We start from the raw sequence: 19,174 nt of genomic DNA on the forward strand, positions 1-19,174 counted from the left end.
TCTTCTTGTTTCCTTATGTAATTCAATTCGATGTCGGTCTTTCATTTCCTGCTTCCTTCTCGTTATCAACCGAGGGAATGCGATTCGTTAACGATCTTCGCGGCTGATCCTATTATACCTGAGATAGAGAGTTTTCGCTACAAGTATAAACGTCGGACGCTCATCATTCATGCCCGGGATAATCTGGATGAACAAGTAAAACGGCTACTCCGTCCTTTACGGACCGATAGATGTTTTATCGGAGCTGATTCAAAATAAAATGGCGGATTTCATGTTTTCTGAATCACCAAGTGAAACGACTTCTTCGTACTCCCGAAACAGAGACTGCGGTAATGATCGAAAATCATACAGAAATGAGCTGCATGATTCTGATAAAGTGTGAACGGGAATAAAAATGTTCCACGTGAAACAAGGCGGCCATGCACCCAATGTTTCACGTGGAACATGAAATGAATTTCATGAAGAACCCGTTTTTCCGGAACCGATGACTAGTGGCTGCTTAAGCGGTAACCCGGGTTTGCGCGGATAAGCCTTCGGCGTGGACCCTGTCTTCGCGATCACGATCAAGTGGCGAGCCGATCCTTCTTCGGGCAGCTGCAGCTGAACGGTATCGCGAATCGTTCCGTTTAACTGTTTCACGCTGTACAAGCTCTCTTCCAGCTCCTCCGTGATGTCCGACCCCTTCATGGCAACGAAAGTACCCCCGGTCCTTACGAAGGGCAAACACAGCTCGTTCAGCGCAGCGAGCCTGGCCACCGCGCGTGCGGTCACCAAGTCGTAACGGTCCCGATGCTCGGATTTGCGGCTGACCTCTTCCGCCCGCCCGTGCAGGCAGACTACGTTCGCCAGCCCCACCGACGACACGACCTCTTCGAGAAACCGGATCCGCTTGGCCAGCGCGTCTACGATCGTAATTTTCAAATGAGGAAAAGCGATTTTCACCGGAAGGGAAGGAAAACCAGCACCCGACCCAATATCCGCCATCGAGGCGGTATCCCGCAGGTCGGTTACGCTCGCAAGCGTCAAGGAGTCGTAAAAATGTTTCTCGTACACCGCCGACCGCTCTGTAATGCCCGTCAAATTCATTTTTTCGTTCCATTCGACCAACAAGCGATAGTAAGCCTCGAATTGTTCCAGTTGCTGGGCCGGTTCGCTAAGAACGATGCCCAAATCCGCAAGGCGATCGACAAAATCCCGTTGAATCTGATCCATACGTCAAGCCTGCGCTGCCGTTACCCGGTTGTAATGCTCCAGGTGAACGAGCAGGATGGACAGGTCGGCCGGCGTAACGCCGGAAATACGGGACGCTTGGCCGATCGAGAGCGGCCGAACTTGTGCCAGCTTCTGCTTCGCTTCGGTGGCGAGTCCATGGATGATATTGTAGTCGATTCCCTCGGGAATCCGTTTCTTCTCCATCTTCTCCAGCCGCTCCACTTGCAGAAGCTGCTTCTCGATGTACCCCGAGTACTTGATCTGGATTTCGACCTGTTCCTTCATTTCGTCCGTCAATTCGACGGGTGCGGGCGACAAACGTTCCAACATCTCGTACGTCACTTCGGGTCGTCGGAGAAGAGTGACGCCGTCCACGGTATTCTGGAGAGGAGCCGATCCGCAAGCTTCCAGCATCGACTGAACGGCTTCGTCGGGACGGAATTTCGTTTCCCTCAGGCGCTCAATTTCGGCTTCTACGCGCTCTTTCTTCTCCAGGAATTTGCGATACCGCGTTTCCGGAATCAACCCGATCTCGTAACCGAGAGGCGTAAGCCTCAAGTCCGCGTTGTCGTGCCGGAGCAGCAAACGATACTCCGCGCGGGAAGTCAATAGCCGGTAAGGTTCGTTCGTCCCCTTCGTCACCAAGTCGTCGATCATGACGCCGATGTAGCCTTGGGACCGGTCGATGATGACGGGGCTCTCTCCTTTGACTTTGCGGGCGGCGTTGATTCCCGCCATGATGCCCTGACCCGCAGCTTCCTCGTAACCCGAAGTGCCATTGATTTGACCCGCCGTAAACAGGTTTTGGATGAGCTTCGTTTCCAGAGAAGGCCACAGCTGCGTTGGGACGACGGCATCGTATTCGATCGCATAGCCGGTCCGCATCATATCGACGTTCTCCAAGCCCGGAATGGAACGCAAAATGCGGAGCTGAACGTCTTCCGGCATACTCGTGGAAAGCCCTTGCACGTAATATTCCTTCGTATTGCGTCCTTCCGGCTCCAGGAAAATCTGGTGCTTCGGCTTGTCGGCGAACCGGACGATTTTATCCTCGATCGAGGGACAATAGCGCGGGCCCGTCCCTTCGATCGCGCCGGAAAACATCGGAGCGCGGTGTAGGTTGTCGTTAATGATCCTGTGCGTTTCTTCCGAGGTATAGGTCAGCCAGCAAGGCAGCTGGTTTTCGGAATGCGCCAAATACTCGGTTTCGTAAGAGAAATATTTAGGCTTGTCGTCACCGGGTTGAATCTCCGTCTTGGAGAAGTCGATCGTGTCCTGATGGACGCGCGGCGGCGTGCCGGTTTTGAAACGGACCAACTGCAGTCCCAGGCTGCGGAGACATTCCGAGAGCTTCACCGAAGGCTGCTGGTTGTTCGGACCGCTCTCGTACATGAGCTCGCCCATGATGACCTTGCCGCGCAAATAAGTGCCCGTCGTCAGAACGACGGCTTTCGCTCCGTATTCGGCGCCCGTCTTGGTCACGACACCGCGGACGACGCCCTCTTCTACCAGCAGCTCCTCGACCATGCCTTGGCGAAGCGTCAGCCTCTCCTGCTTCTCGATCGTTTCCTTCATCGTGTGCTGATACAGGAATTTATCCGCCTGCGCACGCAGCGCATGAACGGCGGGTCCTTTGCCCGTATTCAGCATTCTCATTTGGATAAACGTTCTGTCGATATTCCGTCCCATCTCGCCGCCGAGCGCGTCGATTTCGCGCACGACGTGCCCTTTGGCCGGACCGCCGACGGACGGGTTGCACGGCATGAACGCCACCATATCCAGGTTGATCGTAAGCAGCAGCGTTTCGCAGCCCATCCGTGCCGAAGCCAGCGCGGCTTCCACGCCCGCGTGCCCGGCTCCGATGACGATGACGTCGTAATCACCCGCGCGGTATCCCATGTGAATCCCTCCTTCAGTCTATTTGCCTAAACAAAATTGCGAAAAGATTTGATCAAGCAGCGATTCTCCGGCCGTATCGCCGAGGATTTCGCCCAACGCTTCCCATGCCGCGGAAATATCGATCTGGATCAGATCGACCGGCACCCCTTCGCCCGCCGCCGCGATTGCGTCTTCGAGCGATTTCCCGGCCCGATGCAGCGCCGCGATATGACGGGAATTGCTTACGTAGGTCAGATCGGACGCTTCGACCGATCCGCTGAAGAACATCCGGCTGACCGCCGCTTCCAATTCATCCAGCCCGATGCCTTCCTTGGCGGAAACCGGTACGATCCTCTCGGAACCGTACAGGCTCACAATTTCGGATACCTCTAGCTGTGCAGGCAAATCGATCTTGTTCACGACGACGAGCGCAGGCCGGTCCTTGAGCTGCATGAGCAGCTCCCGTTCATCCTCGTGCAGCGGTTCGTGCCGGTTCAGCACCAGCAAAATGAGATCCGCCTCTCCCAATGCGCTGCGGGACCGTTCGACGCCGATCCGTTCCACCACGTCGCTCGTTTCCCGGATGCCTGCCGTGTCTAGCAGGCGCAGAGGGATGCCTCCGAGCGAGACCGTCTCCTCGACGATATCCCGGGTCGTGCCGGGAATGTCCGTCACGATCGCTTTGTTCTCCCGCGCTAAAGCGTTAAGCAAGGACGATTTGCCCGCGTTCGGTCGGCCCACGATCGCCGTCGTGATACCCTCCCTCAAAATTTTCCCTTCTCCCGCCGTCCGAAGAAGGTCCTTCACCTGCAACAATACCGTGCCGCATGTGTCCCGGATTACGCCGGAGGTAACTTCGGCCACATCGTGCTCAGGATAATCTATGTTCACTTCCACATGCGCGAGAAGCTCGATTAGTTGCGCGCGCAGCGGAACGATCCTCTTCGACAGCGAACCTTCGGATTGCTTCCTCGCCAATTGGAACGCGCGGTCCGACTTGGACCGGATCAGGTCGATGACGGCTTCGGCTTGCGCCAGGTCAATCCGTCCGTTCAAGAACGCTCTCTTCGTAAACTCGCCGGGTTCGGCCATCCGTGCGCCATGCCGCAAAATCAGCTCCAACACCGATTTCACGGCAATAATGCCGCCATGCGTGCTTACTTCCACCACGTCTTCGGCCGTAAACGATCTCGGTCCCTTCAGGACGGTCACGAGCACTTCGTCAAGCACCCGTCCATCGTCCGGATCGGCGATCCATCCGTAATGAACCGTATGGGTCGCCGCCGAACGCAAATCGGATTTGGAGCGGAACACCTTGTCCACCGTTTCGATCGCCTCGGGACCGCTGACGCGGACGACGGCGATGCTGCCTTCTCCGAGGGCGGTGGCGACCGCCGCGATCGTATCCTCCGACATCCCCATACGTTCACCCTCTTTCATGCATCAATCAGAATTTATTCATTTCATCATGATTCATTTTACTTGGCATAAGCAGTATTCCCCAATCGAACGGCTTCCCGTCCCCCGGGACACCTTTCAATCCGCCACCAAGCAAAACGCCCCATCATCCTTGGAATGATGGGGATCCGTTTTATTACGCATAAACGGCCCTCCGCCGTCCTTATGGACCGGTGGAATGCGTTTATGTCGAGACGAATCGGAAGAAGATCGAAATGAGCACCTTTTCCGAATCGTGAACATCCTTATTTTCCGCTTACTTGGGCGCGATGACGATACGCCGGTTCGGCTCGTCCCCTTGGCTGTAGGTCCTGATTTCAGGATGCCCCTGAAGCCGGGCGTGGATAATTTTCCTTTCCTGCGAAGTCATCGGCTCGAGAACGATTTCCTTCCTCGTCCTGATGACCCTGACCGCCATCTTCTCCGAGAGCGCCTCAAGCGTCCGCCGGCGGCGTTCCCGAAACTGCTCGGCATCAAGCACGATGCGAAGATGCCGGTCCGAATGGCGATTGGCCACGATGTTCACGAGGTACTGCAGGGAATCGAGCGTCTGTCCCCGGCGCCCGATCAGAAGACCGAGGTCCGAGCCCTTCACATTGAGTCGGATCGAATCGGCATCGTCTTCGCGCTCGACCGATACGGACAATCCCATCGCGTCCGCGACTTCGCGCAAAAACAGGGCCGCTTCCTCCACTCCGTCCGGCAGCAATTCCAGTTCCACTCTCGCTTCTTTGGCTCCGATGAGCCCGAACAAGCCCTTGCTCGGCTGTTCCAACACCGTGACCTTCACCCGGTTCTCCTCTACCCCCAGGCGGGAGAGACCGTTTCGTACCGCTTCTTCGATCGTTTTACCGGATGCCTGCAGCTTTTTCACTTGGCATGGGCCCCCTTCTTGCCTTTACCCCGAGGCTTGCCGCCGGACTTCTTCGGTTCCGGCTGCTTGTCCTCCGGTTTGGGCGAACGACGCACATACATGAAATAGTTTTGCACGATCGTATAGAGGTTGCTGTAAATCCAGTACAGCGGGAGCGCCACGGCGAAGTTGATCGCCATGACGAAAATCAGGACCGGGAATACCATCATGAGGCCCTTCATCGGACCCATCATCTGCTGTTGCGCCGACATCATCTTGGATTGGACGAACGTCGTGATCGCCGCGCAGATTGGGATCAAATAGTAGTACCAATGGCCCGACTGACTGGGCGAAAGTCCGAGCTGCAGCCCGAGGAACGTATGCTCCCGGATCGGCTCGTTCATATAAATCGAATTATAGAGCGCGATGAAAATCGGCATTTGGACGATCAGCGGCAAACACCCGGCAAGCGGATTGACCTGGTGCGTCTGGTACAGCTTCATCATCTCTTCTTGCTGCTTGCGGGGATCGTCCTTGTACTTCTCCCGGATCTGCTTCATCTCCGGTTGCAGCGCTTGCATTGCCTTCGTATTCTTGTACTGCTTGATCATCAGCGGAAGAATTATCGTCCGGACGATGATCGTCAGCAGCAGAATCGCGATGCCGTATTCTCCGTTAAACCAATTGGCGAACGTATCGAGCATCAGCGAGAACCAATAGACGACGTTGCGCGTCCACCAAGAGGCGCTCTGCGCCATTTCGGGCGTCGTAATCGGGTGGGATACGGGCGAACACCCCGACAAAATCGCAACCAGCGCCAATGCACCGATCACGAGCCAAAATTTGCGATTTCGCAACAACAAAACCTTTAACTCCTCTCTGCGGACCGTAAACGAACGATTGTCACACGATCACTATACCATAAGAAGGAAGACAAAATAAAGCGCGCGTCCCAGTCGAAGCTAACGCTTACTTCTTCGGTTTCAAGGCTTGCTTGCGAGGTTCGGATCCGCGCCCCGTGCCGGGTTTGCCGTTCATCCCGCCAGACGGCGGATTGCTTCCTTTCAGCAGTCCGGCTTTGCGAAGCACGTGCAAAATGCTGCCCTCCAATTGCTGGTAGGTCATCACCAGCGCCGGTTTGCGGACGATCAGGATTAAATCGTGCTCGTCCTGCAGCTTCGCCGCGTTGAGCCGAACGATCTCTTTCACCTGCCTGCGTATGCGGTTCCGCACGACGGCGCCTCCCAGCTTGCTGCTAGCGGACACCCCCAAGCGGAAACAGCCCGGGTTCGTCTGCTTGCGCCAATAAACGACGAACTGGCTGTTCGCGAACGAACGTCCCTGGCGGTACACCCTGCCGAAATCTTCCCTCTTGCGCAGCCTCAATTTCCTCTGCACGTTATCCGCTCCACCATTCCGGCCGTCCTTATCGTCTTGCGGCCCAACCAACAGTTTGTTCTTTTATATAAGAAAAAAGACCACCGCAGTGGTCTTTGCTCTTATGCCGTCAGCACTTTGCGGCCTTTTTGGCGGCGGGCTTTCAATACTTTGCGGCCGTTCTTCGAGCTCATGCGCGCACGGAAACCGTGAACTTTCTTGCGCTTGCTCACGTTCGGTTTAAATGTCGGACCCATGGATCAATACCCCCTCACTTGCAAACTCAGGTTTTTTCATTAAACCATTTTGGCGGCCAAAAGTCAACTATTCGCCTCTATTTCAAAGAAAACTTATACACATGTGAATAAGAATCCGGAAGTTTTCCACGATTCGATCCCGTTTGTCGAACTCTCTCACAATTTATCAACAATATCTAGTATTGTGCACATCTTTGCTCCACAAGTTATTGAAAATGTGGATAACACCCGGAATTTCGTTGAATTTCGGGGGTTTCTCTGCTATGATTAGTCATGTTCTTCCCAGTGGATTTCATCCTTTCCCCCGATATTTATCAACACCCTGTGTATAACATTGTGAACAAACCCCCATGTATCTGGACAACCCATCAAAGAATTCAGGGAATCGTGTGGATAACTCAATCAACTTGTTGATGGCGTTACCGTTCTTTGAATCGTCATTCCGGATGGACGGAGCCCCGTTCTTTCCCCGAATGATCTCCGAATACGAACGATGGACGCTGTAATTTCCTGCGTTTTTCGTTTATATTTGGTTCTTTGGCGTCCTAAACGGGGAGAGTTTGACTCCGTGCAAAACTCCCTATTAGAGGGATAGAAGGAGTGACGTTCTTGTGGACAGCCGCAACAGCGAGATCTGGCAACAAGTGTTGTCGGTGATCCAAACCAAATTGAGCAAACCGAGTTTCGATACCTGGTTCAAATCCACCAAAGCCACTTTCCTCTCCGACGAAGTCGTGATCGTGACCGCGCCGACCACCTTCGCCGCCGAATGGCTGGAGACGCGATATACGAAACTGGTTTCCTCGACGATCGCCGAATATACCGGCCGGCCCGTCGAAGTGAAATTCGCCATAGAAGAAGCCCGGACCGCCGAACCGCCGGCACCGTTCCCGCAAATCCCGGCCGCGAAGCCCGCCATGCCGGAAGAGAACGTGTCGATGCTCAATCCCAAATACACCTTCGATACCTTCGTCATCGGGGCGGGCAACCGTTTCGCCCATGCCGCGTCCCTCGCGGTCGCGGAAGCGCCGGCCAAAGCCTACAATCCCTTCTTCTTATACGGGGGCGTAGGACTCGGGAAAACCCATTTGATGCACGCGATCGGACACTACATATTGGAAAACAATCCAAATATGAAGGTGCTGTACATCTCGTCCGAGAAGTTCACGAACGAATTCATCAACGCGATCCGCGACAACCGCGGCGAAAGCTTCCGCAACAAGTACCGCAATATCGACGTGCTGCTGATCGACGACATTCAATTCCTGGCGGGCAAGGAAGGCACGCAGGAGGAATTTTTCCATACGTTTAACGCTTTGCACGAAGAGCACAAGCAAATCATCATTTCGTCCGACCGGCCTCCGAAGGAAATTCCGACACTGGAAGAGCGGCTGCGTTCCCGCTTCGAATGGGGCCTGATCACCGACATCCAGCCTCCGGACCTGGAAACCCGGATCGCGATTCTGCGCAAGAAAGCGAAGGCCGAAAACCTCGATATTCCGAACGAAGCGATGATGTATATCGCCAACATGATCGACACGAACATCCGCGAGCTGGAAGGCGCCCTGATCCGCATCGTCGCCTACTCCTCCCTCACCAACCAGGACGTGTCGTCCCATCTGGCGGCGGAAGCGCTGAAGGACATCCTTCCGACCGGCCGCAACCGGCTGATCACGATCCAGGACATTCAGCAGCGCGTCGGCGAATTTTACGGACTCAAGCTCGAAGATTTCAAAGCCCGCAAACGGACCAAGGCCGTCGCGTTCCCGCGCCAGATCGCCATGTATCTCTCCCGCGAAATGACGGACTATTCGCTCCCCAAAATCGGGGACGCTTTCGGCGGGCGCGACCATACGACGGTCATCCACGCCCACGAGAAAATCTCGCAGCAGCTGAAGGTCGACCAGGAACTTTATAAAATCATCCACAACCTGACGGAACGGATCAAAAATTTGAACTGATGTCCACATGGGACAAGATGAATCGCAAACGAGTGAATCCCGGTTGATAAAAAAACGCCTATGCACAATTCATTCACACTGTGGATAGGCGTTCTTTTCGGCTTTATCGGCGTTATCCACAAATCCACCGCGCCTACTGCTACGACTTAAGAATTCAAACATGATACAATAATGTTGAAACGACGAGGTGAACCCATTGAAATTGACGATATTGCGCCATGAATTGAACGAAGCGATCCAGAACGTCTCGAAAGCCGTTTCCTCCCGCACGACCATCCCGATTCTCAGCGGGATCAAGATCGACGCAACCTTTACCGGGGTCACGCTGACGGCAAGCGATACCGACATTTCCATTCAAAGCTTTGTCCCGCTCGAGACGGCGGACAAAAGGATCGCCACCGTCGAACGGACGGGCAGCGTCGTGCTGCCGGCCAAGTTTTTCGTCGAAATGGTGAAGAAGCTTCCGCACGAAGAAGTCCATCTCGAAGTGGGCGAGCGATTCCAAACGATGATCCGCTCCGGCTCTACCGATATCCAGCTCGCCGGTCTCGATCCCGAAGAGTTTCCGGTCATGCCTACGGTCGCGGAAGACCAGATCATTTCCGTTCCCGGCGACCTGCTTCGCGAAATGATCCGGCAAACCGTCTTCGCCGTGACGACGAATGAATCGTCTCCCATTCTGACGGGGGTTCTCTGGAACCTGCAGGACGGCTCCTTCAAATTCGTCGCGACAGACCGCCATCGTCTGGCCAGCCGCACCGCGCCTGTCGAATCCGGGGACGTCCGGTTTTCGAACGTCGTCATATCGGGCAAGACGCTGTCGGAATTAGCCAAAATCGTACCGGACCAGAACGTCCTGGTGGACATCGTCGTCGCGGAGAGCCAGGTTCTCTTCAAGCTCGGCAACGTGCTGTTCTTCTCCCGCATGCTGGACGGGACTTATCCGGATACTTCCAAGATTATTCCGCAAACTTTCAAAACAGAACTCGTCCTGAACACCAAAATGCTGAGCGACGCCATCGACCGCGCCTATTTGCTGTCCCGCGAGGAGAAAACGAATATCGTGCGCTTGTCGACGATGGAGGACGGCAGCATCGAAATCTCGTCCAGCTCCTCCGAACTGGGGCGGGTGACGGAACAGCTGGAGGCCGTGCAGCTAAACGGAGATCCGCTGCGCATCGCGTTCAACTCCAAATACATGCTGGACGCGCTGAAGGTTATCGACAGCGAAGAGCTGTTCATCGGCTTTACGGGCGCGATGAGCCCGATCATCATCAAGCCGCGCGACCATGACCACAGCCTGCATCTCATTCTTCCCTATCGAACGACGAATTGAGGGATGGCCGGATGAAGAAAATCGGCATTTCCACCGAATACATCACGCTCGGTCAGCTGCTCAAGCTGGGCGATTGCATCGCAACGGGCGGAGAAGCGAAAATGTTCCTGCAGGAGAAGAAGGTGCTCGTAAACGGAGAGCCGGACAACCGGAGGGGACGCAAGCTCGTGCCGGGAGACACGGTTGAGGTCGAAGGATGCGGAACCTTTACCGTAACGGTCCGTAAGGCTTAAGGGCAGGAGAGATTCCTTCTATGCAACTGAAATCGATCGAGCTTCACGGATTCCGCAATTATGACTCTTTGCAGCTGGCAATCGGCTCGGGAGTCAATATTTTTATCGGGCCCAACGCGCAAGGGAAAACGAACCTGCTTGAAGCCATCCACGTGCTGGCGCTCACGAAGTCTCACCGGACTTCCAAGGACCGGGAGCTCATCGGATGGAATGCGCAGACGACCCGCATCCGCGCGGAACTGGAACGCAAATACGGCAATATGACGCTGGAGCTGCAAATTTCGTCCCAAGGGAAGAAAGCGAAGCTGAACGGACTGGAGCAGCGCAAGCTCAGCGGCTTCGTCGGTTCGCTGAACGTGGTGCTGTTCGCGCCTGAAGATCTGGATATCGTGAAGGGTGCGCCGGGCGTGCGCCGCCGGTTCATGGACATGGAAATCGGCCAGGTGCATCCCGGTTATTTGTACGATTTGTCGCAATACCAGAAGGTGCTCCAACAGCGCAACAACTACCTGAAGGCGACGGACGCCTCCAAAGCTTCTCCGGAGCTGATGGAGGTATGGAACGAACAGCTTGCCGCTTATGGTGTTAAAATGATGCAAAAAAGGAAAAACTTTATTTATCATCTCCAGCAATGGGCCGAGAAAATCCACGCGGGCATAACGGCGGGAACGGAGAAGCTCGAGGTCGCCTATAAGCCGTCCTTCGGCATGGAGGACAAGAGCGAGCCCCAAGATGAATCTTCTTTATTCCAGCAATTTATGATAAAGTTAACACAGAGCAGAGAGCAGGAATTCCGCCGCGGCATGACGCTGACCGGCCCCCATCGGGACGATCTGGCGTTCGCCATTAACGGCAAGGACGTCCAGTCCTTCGGCTCCCAGGGGCAGCAACGGACGGCGGCGTTGTCGCTCAAGCTCGCCGAACTGGAGCTCATGCGCGAGGAAATCGGGGAATACCCCATTCTCCTGCTGGACGACGTATTATCGGAATTGGACCAGACGCGGCAGACGCAGCTCATCGAGACGTTCCAAAGCCGGGTGCAGACCTTCATCACCACGACCGGATTGGAAAGCGTGAACATGAGCCGGCTACGGGATGCCGCCGTTTTTCATGTTCGAGGCGGCGCTCTCATGCAGTAATCGGCGGCCGGCATCCGCAGGTTCGGAAGGGGGAGGCTCATGTACATTCATCTCGGCGGCGAGAAGATCATCCGGACGTCGCAGGTTGTGGCCATCTTCGACATTTCGATCGAGCAGTCTTCCAAGCTCTCGCGCCAGTTCGTAGCGCAGGCGCAGAAGAACCGCGGGGTGGAGACGATCGGGGAAGAAGAACCGAAATCCATCGTCGTGACGGAAGACCGGGTGTACTACTCGCCGATTTCCACGTCCACTTTGAAGAAAAGGGCTCACGTTTTGGACCAGGGATAGGAGGCGGCCGCCGTTCCTCGCGGCGGGATTCGTTTATCCCGAGGGGCTTCGGAACAGGCAACATTTCGGCAACGCAAAGAAGGCGGTGGAGGGTTTGTCCGTGAATTCGCAACAGCATACGTATGATGAAAGTCAGATCCAGGTACTCGAAGGGTTGGAAGCGGTCCGCAAACGCCCCGGCATGTATATCGGTTCCACGAGCGCCCGCGGGTTGCACCATCTCGTCTGGGAAGTCGTGGACAACAGTATCGACGAAGCCCTGCAGGGTTACTGCGATAAAATCCAAGTCATCATTCACGAAGATAACAGCATAACCGTCATCGATAACGGACGGGGCATCCCGGTCGGCGAGCATCCGAAAATGAAGAAATCGACGCTCGAAGTCGTCATGACCGTGCTCCATGCCGGCGGCAAATTCGGCGGTGAAGGATATAAGGTATCCGGCGGTCTTCACGGCGTCGGCGTTTCCGTCGTGAACGCCTTGTCCGAGTGGGTCATCGTCAGCGTCAAGCGCGATGGACATATCCATCAACAGGAGTACCGCCGCGGTAATCCCCAGTATGACGTCAAGATCGTCGGAGATACGGAGGAAACAGGCACGACGACGCATTTCAAGCCGGATCCTGAGGTATTTACCGAGACGACCGTTTATGACTACGACACGCTGGTCGGCCGGATCCGGGAGCTTGCTTTCTTGAACAAAGGAATCGAAATTTCGATCACGGACGAAAGAACCGGCATCAGCGAAACGTTCAAATACGACGGCGGCATCATGGAATTCGTCCAGTATCTGAACCGGACGCGGGAAGCGCTCCATGAGCAGCCGATTTACGTGGAAGGTACGAAGGAACATATCGCGTGCGAAATCGCGCTCCAATATAACGACGGATACACCGAAAACATCTATTCGTTCGCGAACAACATCAATACCCATGAAGGCGGGACGCACGAATCCGGCTTCAAAGCCGCGCTGACGCGGATCATTAACGATTACGCCCGCAAAATGGGCTTCGTGAAGGAAAGCGAATCGAATTTGACCGGGGACGATTGTCGGGAAGGCCTTGCCGCCATCATTTCCGTCAAAATCCCCGAGCCTCAATTCGAAGGCCAGACGAAGACGAAGCTGGGCAACAGCGAAGTCCGCGGCATCGTGGAATCGCTGCTTGCCGAGAAGCTGATGGAATTCATGGACGAGAATCCCTCGGTGGCCCGCAAAATCATCGACAAGTCGCTGCAAGCGTCCCGCGCACGGGAAGCGGCGCGCAAAGCGCGGGAACTCACCCGCCGCAAGAGCGCGTTGGAAGTCAGCGCCCTTCCCGGCAAGCTGGCGGACTGCTCGTCCAAAGACGCTTCGATCAGCGAGCTGTTCATCGTCGAAGGCGACTCCGCCGGCGGCTCGGCGAAACAAGGCCGGGACCGGCACTTCCAGGCGATTCTGCCGCTTCGGGGCAAAATCCTCAACGTCGAGAAAGCGCGCTTGGACAAAATCTTGAGCAACCTTGAAATCCGCGCGATCATTACCGCACTCGGCACGGGGATCGGCGACGATTTCGACCTGGGCAAGGCGCGTTACCACAAAATTTGCATCATGACCGACGCCGACGTGGATGGCGCGCATATCCGAACGCTTTTGCTGACCTTCTTCTATCGCTACATGCGCAAGCTGATCGAGGCCGGTTACGTTTATATCGCGCAACCCCCTCTGTTCAAGATCGAGCGGAACAAAGTCGTCCGATACGCGCAGTCGGAGAAGGAACGCGACCAGATCATCGCCGAGTACGGCGAAGGCGCGAAGGTGAACATCCAGCGTTACAAAGGCTTGGGTGAAATGAACGCGGAGCAGCTGTGGGAAACGACGATGGATCCGGACAGCCGGACGATGCTTCAGGTGCGGATCGAGGACGCGATCCAGGCGGATCTCATATTCGATACGCTCATGGGCGACAACGTCGAGCCGAGGCGCGATTTCATCCAGCAGTACGCGAAGTTCGTCAAGAATCTCGATATCTAAACGAATCCCCAAAAAGTGACGAGAAGCTTCGACGCTTATTCCGATTACTTCTCGGGGACCCCGATCAAGGTCGAAACAGGGGGTATCTCTTCCAGGGAGGAGATACCCCTTTCGTCAAGCTCCGGGAAACGACTGGCGGATGGGCCTTCCGTATTGGACGGCATAACGGCAAATTCGCCGGAATACCGATGGATCCGGCAGCTTTCGGAAAATATACGGATCGGGTTTCGTGTTGACCTCCAGAATCCACGGCTTTAGCGTCCGATCGATCGCGAAATCGATGCCAATCTCCTTCAGGCGCGGATATTTGCGGCTCATCGCGGAGGCGACCATCGTTCCCAATTTGCAAAGTCCATCCCGGAATTGGGCGAACTGCTCCGGCGACATATAGGGTTCGAACAGCTTCTCCGGGCCCATTGGGGTGCCGCCGCTGTGGTAATTCGTCACGATTTTGCGGGGGTGGGCAACGCGTCCGATCAGCCCGGTCGAGACCCATTCGGAACGGGAATTATGCTGCACCATGAGGCGCAGATCGAACCGGCGGTCCGCATGCTGGAGCAGCTCGATTCCTTGCTGTACCAGATACGGCTTCGATAATTTGACTTCCTCCAGCTTGCCGAACATTTGCCCAAACGTTTCGTAACGGTATTTTCGCACGCCGGATTGAAATCCATACGGGCGATCGTCTCCGTTATTCTTTTCCACCCGGATCACGCCTTTTCCGAACGTGCCGTTTACGGGTTTTACGTAAACCATACCCATCCTGTGGAGCATTTCCTTGAGCTTCTCTCTCGAGTACGGACGGGTTTCGGGCACGAAACGTTTCACGTCGGGATCCGCGAGCAAGGCTTCGGTCTTGGCCCACTTGCTGCGGACGCGTTGGATTCGCATAGGGTTTATCCAACCTTTCCCGTTTACGATATGGTATAATGGATTTATGCGTTTTTTTTAATTTATGTCGGGATTCGTTATCGGGTGTGGAGTCTTATCACCCACTTTACGTTCCTGTCCGCGGCTCCCGCGGAAACGGGTATAGACAGGTAAGGAGGATCTTCATGGCGGAAGAGCAACGCTCCCACGTTCACGACCGGGATATCGGCACCGAGATGCGGGAATCGTTCATGGATTACGCAATGAGCATTATCGTCAGCCGTGCGCTGCCGGACGTTCGGGACGGACTGAAGCCGGTTCATCGCCGCATCCTGTTCGGTATGTCGGAGCTTGGCATGACCCCGGACAAGCCCTACAAGAAATCGGCTCGCATCGTCGGGGAAGTGATCGGTAAATACCATCCGCACGGGGATTCCTCGATCTACGAAGCGATGGTCCGGATGGCGCAGGATTTCTCCATGCGGTACATGCTCGTCGACGGACACGGCAACTTCGGTTCCATCGACGGCGACTCGGCCGCGGCGATGCGTTACACCGAAGCGAAGATGTCGAAGATTGCCCTCGAAATGCTTCGGGATTTGAACAAGGAAACCGTCGATTTCGTGCCCAATTACGACGGAGAGGAACAGGAGCCTTCCGTTCTGCCCTCCAGATTCCCGAATTTGCTGGTGAACGGTAACACGGGGATTGCCGTCGGCATGGCCACCAACATTCCGCCGCACAATTTGCGGGAAGTCATCAACGGCACGCAAGCTCTGATCCGGAATCCGGAATTGACGGCCGTCGATTTGATGGAATATATCCACGGTCCGGATTTCCCGACCGCCGGCTTCATTCTCGGCCGGGAAGGAATCCGGCAGGCGTACCGAACGGGACGCGGTTCGGTGACGATGCGGGCCCGCGCGGATATCGAGGAAGTAGGCGGGAAAGCCCGCATTATCGTTCACGAATTGCCTTATCAAGTGATCAAGGCACGATTGGTCGAGAAAATCGCCGAGCTCGTGCGCGAGAAGAAGATCGATGGCATTACCGACCTGCGGGACGAATCGGACCGCAACGGAATGCGGATCGTCATCGAGCTCCGCCGGGACGTGACGCCTACCGTCGTTCTGAACAATCTGTACAAGCAAACGCCGATGCAGTCCACTTTCGGGATCAATATGCTCGCGATCGTCAACAAAGAGCCGAAAATCCTGAATCTGCGAGATATGCTGCATTACTATATCCTGCATCAAGTCGAAGTCATTACCCGCCGCACGGAGTTCGACTTGAAGAAGGCCGAAGCGCGCGCCCATATCCTGGAAGGGCTCCGAATCGCGCTGGATCACCTGGACGAAGTCATCAGCCTGATCCGTTCGTCCCAGACGACCGACGAAGCGCGCGAAGGATTGATGACGCGTTTCGGGCTGTCCCACGACCAAGCGCAAGCCATTCTCGATATGCGCCTGCAGCGGTTGACCGGTTTGGAACGGGAGAAAATCGAGCAGGAGTACCAAGAGATCATGGTGAAAATCGCGGAATACAAGGCGATTTTGGCCGATGAGCAGCTCAAGCTGAATATCATCGACGAAGAGCTCGAGGAGATCAAGATCAAATTCGGGGACGAACGCCGGACGGAAATCACGCACAGCGACGACGAAATCCTCGACGAGGATCTCATTCCCCGGGACGACGTCGTCATCACGATGACCCACTCCGGCTACATCAAACGCCTGCCGGTTTCCACCTACAGAAGCCAACGCCGCGGCGGACGGGGCGTCACCGGGATGGGGACCAAGGAAGACGATTACGTCGAAAACCTGTTCATCTCGAATACCCATCATTACCTGCTGTTCTTCACGAACAAGGGCCGGGTATTCCGCCTCAAGGCGTACGAGATTCCGGATTTAAGCCGGACGGCGCGGGGCACGCCGATCATCAACCTGATCCAGATCGAGCAGGGCGAGACGATCAACGCGGTCATTCCGGTCGAGAATTTCGAGACGGACCAGTATCTCTTCTTCGCAACCCGGGGTGGAGTCGTGAAGAAAACGCCGCTTGACGATTATTCCAACATCCGCAAAGTCGGTCTGATTGCGATTTCGCTGCGCGAAGACGACGACTTGATCGGCGTGAAGCTGACGGACGGAGATCGGGAAATCATCATGGCGACAAGCGAAGGCATGTCCATCCGGTTCCCGGAGAAAGACGTCCGCGCCATGGGCCGTTCGGCGACCGGCGTTAAGGGCATTCAGCTGGACGATGGCGATACCGTTATCGATATGGATGTCGTGGATTCGGAGAAGGACGTGCTGATCGTTACCGCCAAAGGCTACGGCAAACGGACGCCGATGTCGGAATACCGTATCCAGACGCGCGGGGGCAAAGGAATCAAGACGCTGAACGTGACCGAGAAGAACGGCGCGGTCGTCAGCCTGAAGGTCGTCTCGGACGACGAAGATTTAATGATCATGACGACATCGGGCACCTTGATCCGGACCAGCATGTCCGGCATCAATACGATGGGGCGCATCACGCAAGGCGTAAAGCTGATCAATATCCGCGAAGACGATGCCGTGTCCACGGTTACGCGCGCTCCGCGCAGCGAAGATGAACAAGGGGACGGAGACGACGCCGCAGGCGATCAAGAGACGCCGGCCGAGTAATACCCGCCCGTAACGGCGGCTGACGTTAGAAGGAGGTAACCCGCATGCCGGTAGTACCCGTGATGCAAGCTCAGGTCGGAGACCGGTTGGGATGCGATGTCCAAACGGCGCTGGGCAGCGTACTCTTGGAAGAGGGACGTTCCCTGACGGAACGGGACCTGGAAATCTTGCAGGCGTTCTTGATTCCCACCGTCGATATCCGGCGTGCGGGTTTGGAAGAAGCGGCTGCCGAAACGTCAACGGACGAAAGCGCGGGCGCGGCGGCGGACGTGAAGCTGTCCTCGCTGCAGCAGGAGTTCGTGCAGTTGGAGAGGTTGCTGAAACGCACCTTCTCCATGGTTTCCTCGGGCATGAAGCTGCCGGTGCTCGAGCTGCGGAACGGACTGAGCGCTCTCCTGAGCCACATCGACGATTACAATGTCATTTCATTCCTCGTTCCGGGAGGAAGCACCAAGGAAGACGTTCTGCTGCGCAACAGCGTGTTGTGCGCGATGACATCCTATCTGCTCGCCAAGTGGAACAAGTTTCCCGAGAAGGATTGGCTCCAAATCGCGATGGCGGGATTGCTTCACGACATCGGCAACGTGAAAGTCGACGCGGCGATTCTGAAAAAGTCCGGCCGTCTGACGAACGACGAATTGCAGGAAATCCGGCAGCATACCGTTTACGGATTCCGTTTGCTGGAGGGCGGCACCGCCTTGAACCAAGGCGTATGGCTGGCCGCGCTGCAGCATCACGAGAGAATCGACGGCAGCGGCTACCCGATGAAGGTCAAGGGAGAGAAGATCCACCCTTATGCCAAGATCGTGGCCATCGCGGACATGTACCATGCCATGACCTCCCACCGCAATTACAAGAAAGCGGAATCGCCGTACCTGGTGCTGGAGGAGTTGCAGGCCGAAGCGTTCGGGAAGCTTGACCCTGTGTACGTGCAGACGTTTATCGAGCGCACGACTCAGTTCCACCACGGGGTGTTCGTACGGCTGAACGATGGCAGGATCGGCGAGATCGTGTTTTCGGACCGCAATCACCCGACCCGTCCGATGGTTTCCGTACACGGAAACATCGTGAATTTGATGCAAGAACGACAGCTGTTCATACGAGAAGTATTCGCGACGAATTAAGATTCTCGAGGGGAAGACAGATGCCGGCCGGTGTGCCGGCTTTTACTTATCCTGTATGTTTTTAACCCGTTATATTTCCCGAGCATTTGTTTAAAAATAACAGTTGCATCGCTCGCGTCAGCGTGATATATTATTTAAGTCGCCGCTGACGCGGTGGCGCTAGCGAGGCTGACGAAGCCGAGCGAATTGCTCCTTGAAAACTGAACATCGAGCGTAATACGGATTCGAACTTCGGTTCGAAAAACCAGCTTTAACTTTTGAGCCATCATGGCTCTTCAATAAGGTTTACCTTTATGGAGAGTTTGATCCTGGCTCAGGACGAACGCTGGCGGCGTGCCTAATACATGCAAGTCGAGCGGAGTTGTGAGAGAGCTTGCTCTCGATCAGCTTAGCGGCGGACGGGTGAGTAACACGTAGGCAACCTGCCCGTAAGACCGGGATAACATGCGGAAACGGATGCTAAGACCGGATACGCAGCCCCCTCGCATGAGGGAGCTGGGAAACGCGGAGC

15 protein-coding genes, 1 rRNA gene and 1 pseudogene are annotated in these 19,174 nt (G+C 55.6%); 9 read left to right on the forward strand and 8 right to left on the reverse strand.

The window, feature by feature from the left end:
• Positions 1 to 456 precede the first annotated feature (456 nt).
• The 7 genes and pseudogenes from rsmG to rpmH all read right to left on the reverse strand — a co-directional run bounded on the left by rsmG (position 457) and on the right by rpmH (position 7,035).
• The gene (rsmG, locus tag GE107_RS22575) at positions 457 to 1,212 is read right to left on the reverse strand and encodes a 16S rRNA (guanine(527)-N(7))-methyltransferase RsmG (RefSeq protein ID WP_219643415.1); all 756 of its coding nucleotides are present in this window, start codon (positions 1,210 to 1,212) and stop codon (positions 457 to 459) included.
• 3 nt (positions 1,213 to 1,215) lie between these two features.
• Entirely contained in the window at positions 1,216 to 3,111 is a 1,896-nt protein-coding gene (mnmG, locus tag GE107_RS22580) for a tRNA uridine-5-carboxymethylaminomethyl(34) synthesis enzyme MnmG (protein WP_219643418.1), read from the reverse strand.
• A gap of 18 nt (positions 3,112 to 3,129) precedes the next feature.
• Positions 3,130 to 4,506 (reverse strand): tRNA uridine-5-carboxymethylaminomethyl(34) synthesis GTPase MnmE, encoded by a 1,377-nt coding sequence (gene mnmE / locus GE107_RS22585; protein ID WP_219643481.1) that lies wholly within the window; start codon positions 4,504 to 4,506, stop codon positions 3,130 to 3,132.
• A 298-nt stretch (positions 4,507 to 4,804) separates the two neighbouring features.
• Positions 4,805 to 5,422 carry an RNA-binding cell elongation regulator Jag/EloR gene (gene jag, locus GE107_RS22590; RefSeq protein WP_219643420.1) on the reverse strand — a complete coding sequence of 206 codons (618 nt, stop codon included), beginning with the start codon at positions 5,420 to 5,422 and terminating at the stop codon, positions 4,805 to 4,807.
• Positions 5,419 to 6,261, reverse strand: a complete 843-nt coding sequence (locus GE107_RS22595; protein ID WP_219643483.1) for a YidC/Oxa1 family membrane protein insertase — start codon at positions 6,259 to 6,261, stop codon at positions 5,419 to 5,421. Before GE107_RS22595 ends, jag begins: the two co-directional genes overlap by 4 nt.
• A 196-nt stretch (positions 6,262 to 6,457) precedes the next feature.
• Positions 6,458 to 6,799 (reverse strand): annotated as a pseudogene (gene rnpA, locus GE107_RS22600) (ribonuclease P protein component); the annotation flags it as partial.
• A gap of 101 nt (positions 6,800 to 6,900) precedes the next feature.
• Positions 6,901 to 7,035, reverse strand: coding sequence for a 50S ribosomal protein L34 (gene rpmH / locus GE107_RS22605; protein ID WP_219643426.1), 135 nt, complete (start codon positions 7,033 to 7,035; stop codon positions 6,901 to 6,903).
• A gap of 611 nt (positions 7,036 to 7,646) precedes the next feature.
• Here rpmH and dnaA point away from each other — a divergent pair.
• From dnaA to gyrB, 6 genes are all read left to right on the forward strand, one after another.
• Positions 7,647 to 8,996: a chromosomal replication initiator protein DnaA gene (gene dnaA / locus GE107_RS22610; protein WP_219643429.1), complete on the forward strand. Its 1,350-nt coding sequence runs from the start codon at positions 7,647 to 7,649 to the stop codon at positions 8,994 to 8,996.
• Positions 8,997 to 9,192: 196 nt separating this feature from the next.
• Complete coding sequence (dnaN, locus tag GE107_RS22615) at positions 9,193 to 10,332, forward strand: DNA polymerase III subunit beta (RefSeq protein WP_219643433.1); 1,140 nt, start codon at positions 9,193 to 9,195, stop codon at positions 10,330 to 10,332.
• 11 nt (positions 10,333 to 10,343) lie between these two features.
• Positions 10,344 to 10,565 carry a S4 domain-containing protein YaaA gene (gene yaaA / locus GE107_RS22620; RefSeq protein WP_219643436.1) on the forward strand — a complete coding sequence of 74 codons (222 nt, stop codon included), beginning with the start codon at positions 10,344 to 10,346 and terminating at the stop codon, positions 10,563 to 10,565.
• A gap of 20 nt (positions 10,566 to 10,585) precedes the next feature.
• Complete coding sequence (gene recF / locus GE107_RS22625; protein ID WP_219643438.1) at positions 10,586 to 11,704, forward strand: DNA replication/repair protein RecF; 1,119 nt, start codon at positions 10,586 to 10,588, stop codon at positions 11,702 to 11,704.
• Positions 11,705 to 11,743: 39 nt separating this feature from the next.
• Positions 11,744 to 11,992: an extracellular matrix regulator RemB gene (gene remB / locus GE107_RS22630; protein ID WP_219643441.1), complete on the forward strand. Its 249-nt coding sequence runs from the start codon at positions 11,744 to 11,746 to the stop codon at positions 11,990 to 11,992.
• A gap of 94 nt (positions 11,993 to 12,086) precedes the next feature.
• Positions 12,087 to 14,003 (forward strand): DNA topoisomerase (ATP-hydrolyzing) subunit B, encoded by a 1,917-nt coding sequence (gene gyrB / locus GE107_RS22635; protein WP_255570768.1) that lies wholly within the window; start codon positions 12,087 to 12,089, stop codon positions 14,001 to 14,003.
• Between the two features lie 114 nt (positions 14,004 to 14,117).
• Here the strand turns inward: gyrB and GE107_RS22640 are convergent, their stop codons facing one another.
• Positions 14,118 to 14,894 carry a YheC/YheD family protein gene (locus GE107_RS22640; protein ID WP_219643446.1) on the reverse strand — a complete coding sequence of 259 codons (777 nt, stop codon included), beginning with the start codon at positions 14,892 to 14,894 and terminating at the stop codon, positions 14,118 to 14,120.
• Positions 14,895 to 15,058: 164 nt separating this feature from the next.
• On the opposite strand from GE107_RS22640, the gene gyrA reads away from it, so the two are divergent.
• The 3 genes from gyrA to GE107_RS22655 all read left to right on the forward strand — a co-directional run.
• Positions 15,059 to 17,539 carry a DNA gyrase subunit A gene (gene gyrA / locus GE107_RS22645; protein WP_219643449.1) on the forward strand — a complete coding sequence of 827 codons (2,481 nt, stop codon included), beginning with the start codon at positions 15,059 to 15,061 and terminating at the stop codon, positions 17,537 to 17,539.
• Between the two features lie 44 nt (positions 17,540 to 17,583).
• Entirely contained in the window at positions 17,584 to 18,663 is a 1,080-nt protein-coding gene (locus tag GE107_RS22650; RefSeq protein ID WP_219643452.1) for an HD-GYP domain-containing protein, read from the forward strand.
• Positions 18,664 to 18,953: 290 nt separating this feature from the next.
• Positions 18,954 to 19,174: ribosomal RNA gene (locus GE107_RS22655) — 16S ribosomal RNA — on the forward strand; the annotation flags it as partial.

This window comes from Cohnella sp. CFH 77786, from assembly GCF_019400745.1.
Taxonomy (GTDB): Bacteria; Bacillota; Bacilli; order Paenibacillales; family Paenibacillaceae; genus Cohnella.